Source organism: Streptomyces sp. LS1784 (assembly GCF_020103755.1).
Lineage (GTDB): Bacteria > Actinomycetota > Actinomycetes > Streptomycetales > Streptomycetaceae > Kitasatospora.
This window is the reverse complement of sequence record NZ_JAHSQD010000446.1, coordinates 1-6,843: the sequence shown is the minus strand read 5'-3', so window position 1 is coordinate 6,843 and position 6,843 is coordinate 1. Positions and strand designations below refer to the sequence as shown.

At 70.5% G+C, this 6,843-nt stretch carries 4 protein-coding genes and 1 pseudogene; 1 reads left to right on the top strand and 4 read right to left on the bottom strand.

Annotated features, from left to right (window positions below):
- On the top strand, positions 1 to 593 hold a 593-nt coding region (locus KS423_RS34140), incomplete at its 5' end, for a class E sortase (protein WP_224283631.1).
- Between the two features lie 140 nt (positions 594 to 733).
- Here KS423_RS34140 and pknB read toward each other — a convergent pair.
- The 4 genes and pseudogenes from pknB to KS423_RS34120 all read right to left on the bottom strand — a co-directional run.
- Positions 734 to 2,842, bottom strand: coding sequence for a Stk1 family PASTA domain-containing Ser/Thr kinase (gene pknB, locus KS423_RS34135; protein ID WP_224283630.1), 2,109 nt, complete (start codon positions 2,840 to 2,842; stop codon positions 734 to 736).
- 260 nt (positions 2,843 to 3,102) lie between these two features.
- Positions 3,103 to 4,560 carry a penicillin-binding protein 2 gene (locus tag KS423_RS34130; RefSeq protein WP_224283629.1) on the bottom strand — a complete coding sequence of 486 codons (1,458 nt, stop codon included), beginning with the start codon at positions 4,558 to 4,560 and terminating at the stop codon, positions 3,103 to 3,105.
- Entirely contained in the window at positions 4,557 to 5,933 is a 1,377-nt protein-coding gene (locus tag KS423_RS34125) for an FtsW/RodA/SpoVE family cell cycle protein (RefSeq protein WP_224283632.1), read from the bottom strand. Before KS423_RS34125 ends, KS423_RS34130 begins: the two co-directional genes overlap by 4 nt.
- A gap of 160 nt (positions 5,934 to 6,093) precedes the next feature.
- A pseudogene (locus tag KS423_RS34120) lies at positions 6,094 to 6,843 on the bottom strand (hypothetical protein); the annotation flags it as partial.

Here is a 6,843-nt window from a genome sequence, read left to right as displayed (position 1 = left end):
CCCCCGGCGCGCCCGATGCCACCGGCACCGGCACCGGCACCGGCACCGGCACCGGCACCGGCACCGGGCCCGCGCCCGTGCCCCCGACCAAGCAGTTCGCGGCCGGGGACGACGTCGGCTTCCTGCACGTCCCGGCGATGGGCCGGGGCTACCAGGTGCTGATCCGGATGGGCACCTCCGCCGAGGTCCTGGACGACGGCGTGGCGGGCGTCTACGAGCAGCCGTACAAGGCCGCGATGCCCTGGGACCAGCAGGGCAACTTCGCGCTGGCCGCCCACCGGGACGGCCACGGCGCCAAGTTCCACGACCTGGACGCCGTCCACCAGGGCGACGCGGTCGTGGTCGAGACCAAGGACAAGTGGTACGTCTACAAGGTCGACAACACCCTGGCGGAGACGTCCAAGTACGACACCGGCATCGTGGCACCCGTCCCGGCCCGCTCCGGCTACGCCGCTCCCGGCCGCTACATCACCCTGACCACCTGCACGCCGGTGTACACCTCGCGCTACCGGATGGCCGTCTGGGGGAGCCTGGTGCGGGTGGACGACATGGACGCCAAGCGCACCCCGCCGCCGGAGCTGCGGCACTCCTGAAGCCGCTCACGGGCCTCCTGGGGGCCGGTACGGAAATGCCCGAGGGCCCGCCGCAAGCGTTGCGGCGGGCCCTCGGGCGTCCCTGGGAGTCACCCCGGCGTCCGGCCCCGGCTCAGCCGAACCAGGGGAAGATCGGAGGCCTAGTGGTCCCCTTTGGCGGGTGGGGTGGTGGGGTCGCCCCCTTTCGGCGGCTCGGCCGCCTTGGTGTACAGCTGGATCTGGGTGTTCGGGTCGACCTGGGTGCCGGCCGGCGGGTTGCTCTGCTGCACCGTCGCGTTCGGGTCCGCGGGGCCGCTGACCACCGTGTACGTCAGGCCGAGTGCCTTCAGCTGGTTGGCGGCGTCCGACAGCTTGACGTTCGCCAGCGGCGGGACCTGGGGCTTGTCCTGCGCCTTGTAGACGGTCAGCGAGATCTTGGTGTTGGCCGGGGCCTTGGTGTTGGCCGGGACCGACTGGAAGGCGACGGTGTTGACCTTGCTCGGGTCGGGGGCCGTGGCGGTCTTCGAGGCGTCCACCTGGAAGCCGAGGCCCTGGAGGGTGGCCGTCGCGTCCTCCTTCTGGGAGCCGACCACGTTCGGCACGTTCACCTTGGCCTTGCCCTGCGACACGGTCAGCTTGATCGGGGTGCTCGGGTCGACGGCCGCGTTGGCCGCCGGGTCCTGGGCGGTGACGGTGTCCTGCGCGGCGTTGTCGTCGTCCTTGTACTCGGTGGTGACGTTGGTGAAGCCCGCGTCGGCGAGGGCCTTGACGGCCTGGTCCTTGGGCTTGCCGACCACGGGGGGGAGCGGCGCCTTGGCCGGGCCCGAGGAGATCTGCACCGTGATGGTGGAGGTCTCGACGACCTGGGTGCCCGGCAGCGGGGTCTGGGTGCAGACCTGGTCCTTCTTGACGTTGGCGTCCGGGCAGGCGATCTTCTCGCCCTCGGTCACCACGAGCTTGGGACCGGCCCCGGTGGCGGCCGTCTTGGCCTCCGCCAGGGTCTTGCCGACCAGGTTCGGCGCGGTGACCTTCGCGGCGTCCTTCGTGCCCTTGTCACTGAACATCGCCTGGGCGACGAAGAAGGTGCCGACCAGGACCAACACGGCGGCCACCGCCAGCACGATCCAGGAGGTGTTGCTCTTCTTCGGCGGGTCCTCGCCCCTGCGGCCGCGGCCGTAGCCGTCGTCGTTGCCGCCGACCGCGGGGCCGGCGTGGGTCTGGCCGTAGCCGTCGTCCTGGTAGCCGCCCTGCCCGTAGCCGGGCTGCCCGGAGGCCTGCGGCAGGACGGTGGTCGGGCCGCCGCCGGGCTGCTGCGGCAGGACGTTGGTCTGGCCGTACGGGTCGTGCTGCTGCGGGTAGCCGTTCTGGTCGTAGCCGTACCCGGCCGGGCCCATGCCGTACGCGGCGGCCTGCTGGGCGGCGGCCACCGGCAGGCCGTCGAGGAAGCGCTCGATGTCGTCGCGCATCTCGTCGGCGGTCTGGTAGCGGTAGTCGCGGTCCTTGGCGAGCGCCTTCAGCACGATCGCGTCGATCTCGGGGCGCACCTCGGGATCGAAGACGGACGGCGGCTGCGGTTCCTCCCGGACGTGCTGGTAGGCCACCGCGACCGGGGAGTCGCCGACGAACGGCGGGCGGACGGTCAGCAGCTCGTAGAGCAGGCAGCCGGTGGAGTAGAGGTCGGAGCGGGCGTCGACCTGCTCGCCCTTGGCCTGCTCGGGGGAGAGGTACTGGGCGGTGCCGATGACGGCCGAGGTCTGCGTCATGGTCATTCCGGCGTCGCCCATCGCACGGGCGATGCCGAAGTCCATGACCTTGACGTTGCCCTGCCGGGTCAGCATCACGTTGGCCGGCTTGATGTCGCGGTGCACGATGCCGGCCCGGTGCGAGTACTCCAGGGCCTGGAGGATGCCGATGGTCATCTCCAGCGCGCGCTCGGGCAGCAGCCGGCGCCCGGAGTGCAGCAGCTCGCGCAGCGTGGACCCCTCGACGTACTCCATCACGATGTACGGGATGGAGATGCCGTCGATGTAGTCCTCGCCGGTGTCGTACACGGCGACGATCGCGGGGTGGTTCAGGGACGCCGCCGACTGTGCCTCGCGGCGGAAGCGGGCCTGGAACGACGGATCCCGGGCCATGTCGGCCCGGAGCGTCTTCACTGCGACGGAGCGGCCGAGTCGGGTGTCATGGCCGAGGTACACCTCGGCCATGCCGCCGCGTCCGAGGACGCCGCCGAGCTCGTACCTGCCGCCGAGGCGACGAGGCTCTTCCATAGTTCCGACCCTCTCCCTCACCGGCCGGTGAGGTTGTGACGTAGGCGTCCCCGCACGCTCTGGGTGACGCCGCGCGGTCCGCGACCGGTTCTCCGGCCGGGCCGTGCGGTGCCTCGCGGGCGGCAACGGGCACACCCGCTGCTGGCGGATACGCTACCGGTCGTACCGCATCGGACCGGAGTCGACCGTCGGCCGATATCAGACCGGTATCCGGACGACGGTGCCGATCGTGACATTCCCCTCACCCCGGATCCGCGCTCCTACTTGCCGAGTGCGGCCTGCATCACCGCCTTGGCGATCGGGGCCGCGAGCCGGCCACCGCTGATGCCGTCGCGGTTCTGGGACCCGTCCTCGACCACCACCGCGACCGCGACCGACTGGCCGTCCGGGGTCTTGGCCCAGGAGGTGAACCAGGCGAACGGCAGCCCGGCGTTGTCCTCGCCGTGCTGCGCGGTGCCGGTCTTGCCGCCGACCTGGAGTCCGGGGATCTGGGCGTTCTTGCCGGTGCCGTTCTCGACCACCGAGACCATCAGGTCCTGCATCTTCTGCGCGGTGGCCGGGCTCATCGGCTGGGAGAACTGCTTCTCGGTGTGCTTGGAGACGGTGGTCAGCGTGGCCGAGCGCTCCTGGTCGACCAGGTACGGCTGCATCAGGCTGCCGTTGTTGGCGATCGCGGCGGAGACCATGGCCATCTGCAGCGGGGTGGCGCGGGTGTCGTGCTGGCCGATCGAGTCCTGGGCGGTGCCGTCCAGGCTCGGGCTGTCCGGGAAGACGCTCTTCTCGGAGCGGACCGGGGTGTCGATCGTGCTGTTGAAGCCGAACTTCTCGGCCTGCGCCCGCATCTTCTCCTTGCCCAGGTCCGCGCCCATCTTGGCGAAGACCGTGTTGCAGGACTGGTCCATGCCGGACTTGATGGTGGCGTTCTCGCAGCGCTCGTTGGGGCTCTCGTTCTTCAGCTGCGTGGTGGTGTTGGGCAGGATGTACGGCTCGGGCGTGTCCGTGGCGTCGTCGATGCCCTGGTACCGGCCGTTCTCGAACGCCGCGGTCGCGGTGACCAGCTTGAAGGTCGAGCCGGGCGGATAGGTCTCCTTCAGCGCCCGGTTGAGCATCGGCTTGTTCGGGTCCGCGTTGAGGTCCGTCCAGGCCTTGGTGTCGGCGGCCTCGCCGCCGGCGAAGGTGCCCGGGTCGTAGGAGGGGGTGGAGACCAGGCCCAGGATCGCGCCGGTCTTCGGGTCGAGCGCGACCACCGCGCCCTTCTTGTTCCCCATGGCGTCGAAGGCGGCCTTCTGGACCTTGGCGTTGATGGTGGTCACGACGTCGCCGCCGCGCTTCTGCTCGCCGGTCAGCATGTCCAGGGTGTTCCGGAAGAACAGCCGGTCGTCGGTGCCGGAGAGGATGCCGTCCTCCAGGTTCTCCAGCTGGTTGGAGCCGTAGGCCTGGGAGGAGTAGCCGGTCACCGGGGCGTACATCGGGCCGTCGACCCAGGAGCGCTTGTACTTGTAGCGCAGGCCGTTGACGAAGTCGGACCTGGTGACCGGCTGGCCGCTGACGATGATGTTGCCGCGCGGGTGGGCGTAGCGGTCGTACAGCTGGCGCTTGTTGTTCTTGTTGGTCGCCCAGGACTCGGCCTGGACGCCCTGCACCCAGTTGGTGCGCACCATCAGGGCCAGGATCAGCACGAGGCAGAAGATCGAGACCCGGCGGATCGGCTTGTTCATCGGGCGGGTCCTCCCTGGCCCTCGGTGGCCGGGGCCGGTTCGGCCCCGGGGCGGCGGGCGCTGTCGCTGATCTTCAGCAGGATCGCGACCAGCGCCCAGTTGGCGACCACGGACGAACCGCCCTGGGCGAGGAACGGCATGGTCATACCGGTCAGCGGGATCAGCCCGGTGACACCGCCGGCCACGACGAACACCTGGATCGCCATCGCCGAGGAGAGCCCGACGGCGAACAGCTTGCCGAACGGGTCGCGGGCGGCGAGCGCGGTGCGCAGACCGCGCTGCACCAGCAGCGCGTACAGCAGGAAGATCGCCATCAGTCCGGCCAGCCCGAGCTCCTCGCCGAAGGAACCCAGGATGAAGTCGCTCTTGGCAGCGAAGCCGATCAGCCAGGAGCGGCCCTGGCCGAGGCCCGAGCCGGTGACCCCGCCGGAGCCGAGCGCCATCAGCGACTGGCCGATCTGCTCGGTGGCGCCCTTCGGCGGGTTCGGGCCGAAGACGGCCATCGGGTCGAGCCAGGCGTTGATGCGGACCTTCACGTGGTTGGCGGTCGAGGCGACCGCCACCGCGCCGCCGACCGACATCAGCAGGCCGAACAGGATCCAGCTGGTCCGCTCAGTGGCGACGTAGAGCATCACCACGAACAGGCCGAAGAACAGGAAGGACGTGCCCAGGTCGTTCTCGAAGATCAGGATCAGCAGGCTGAGCAGCCAGATCACGATGATCGGGCCGAGGTCGCGGCCGCGCGGCAGGTACAGGCCCATGAACCGGCGGCTGGCCAGCGCCAGGGCGTCCCGCTTGACCATCAGGTAGCCGGCGAAGAAGACGGTCAGGATGATCTTGGCGAACTCGCCGGGCTGGATGGAGAAGCTGCCCATCCGGATCCAGATCTTGGCGCCGAAGTCCTCGTCCCGGGACGGGAAGAAGGCCGGTGCGGCGAGCAGGACCAGGGCCACCACCATCGAGATGTAGGTGTAGCGCTGGAGCACCCGGTGGTCCTTCAGCAGGACCATCACCGCGATGAAGCCGGCGATCCCGAGGGCCGACCACATCAGCTGGTTCTCGGCCGCCGGGTAGTTGTTCTTGAGCAGCTTGCCGGCCTTGTCCAGGCGCCAGATCATCACCACCCCGAGCCCGTTCAGCAGGGTGGCGATCGGCAGCATCAGAGGGTCCGCGTACGGCGCGAAGCGGCGCACCAGCAGGTGCGCGACCATCGCCAGAGCGCCCATGCCGAACCCGTAGCCGAGCATGCCCGCGGGCAGCTTGCCGTCCATCGCGAGGCCGACGTTGGCGTACGCGAGGACCGGGATCAGCACCGCGAAGGCCAGCATGGCCAGCTCGGTGTTGCGCCGGTTGGGCGCCCCCTGCGGGGAGATCGTGGTGTTGCCCCGCCGACGGGGGGCGGCGCGTTCGGCCGTCGCCCGGCGCCGGCCGGACCGGGTGGTTTCTTGGCTCAGGTCGTAGCTGCTCACGTGGTGACCGCTCCCTGACGGCCGGCAAGCCCGTTCGGGGCGGACCTATGTCGGATCACGGATGTCACTGCTTCGGGCAGGAGTTCGCCCGGCTGAGCTCCTCTTCGGTCAACGGAGCCTGGTCGCCCTGCGTGGCCGGAGGGGTGGCGTTCGGCGCCGGGGCGGGTGCCCCCGGGGCGGTCGGCGTCGGTGCGGTCGAGGGACCGGTGCTCGGCGTCGCCGCGGCCGGGCCGCGGTTCTTCTCGGTCGGGGTGGGCGTGGCGGCCAGGTACACGGCCTGGGACGCCTGGGTGGCGGGCGGTGCGGCCGGGACGGTCGCCTTCGCGGCCCGCTGGCAGAGCTGGACCCAGCCGTCGAGCTCGTTGACCGTCGACTGGGCGTCCTTCATGCTGCCGACCGAGATGGTCTTCTTCACGTGGACCTGCTGGTCCTCGGGCAGCCACTTCAGCTGGATCTTGCTGTAGGAGGAGTGCACCGAGGACAGGCTCAGGCCGGCCAGGTTCTGGTTGATGCCCTGGTAGATCGCGACGTGGTCGTCCTGGGTGCCGACGTAGTACTGGTCCTGGGTCCACTGGTAGCCGACGTAGCCGGCGCCGCCGAGCAGCCCGAGCGTGACCAGGACGGCCAGCGAGACCGTCAGGCCCTTGCGCCTGCGCTTCGCGGGCCGACCCTCGTCGAGGCCCTCGGTGCCGTACACCGAGGGCTCGCCGGAGCCGTACTCGCCGTCGTAGCCCTCGGCGGGGCCGAAGCCGCCCTGCGCGGCGTCGTAGCCCTCGGCCGGGCCGAAGGCGCCCTGCGGGCCGCGGCCGAGGCC